Below are 253 nucleotides of genomic sequence, written 5' to 3' on the forward strand. Positions count from 1 at the left end.
ATCAATAATATAGACGTTGGGGTATTTGGCTGCCAATTCCCTGATGCGGGCATTGGCTTTCAGGGTGCTTTCGTCGTCCGGGCGCAGGGTTTGGCGGTAACCCGGTATGCGTGAAGACAAGATATAGGCGCGCTGGACGTTGTAAGACGAGGCAAGGTTGTCCGCCATCAGGTAAACGGCTTGTTTTTCGGATGAGAGCTTGTGCAGCATACGGTCGAATTTTTGGAAAAAACCGGCATCATAGGCAAGGGAG

General features: G+C 51.8%; 1 pseudogene. It reads right to left on the reverse strand.

Features of this window, described 5'->3' with window-relative positions:
• A pseudogene (locus tag ACI43T_RS12195) lies at positions 1-253 on the reverse strand (acyltransferase family protein); the annotation flags it as partial.

Origin of the sequence: Neisseria oralis (genome assembly GCF_045062685.1) — a bacterium.
Lineage (GTDB): Bacteria > Pseudomonadota > Gammaproteobacteria > Burkholderiales > Neisseriaceae > Neisseria > Neisseria oralis.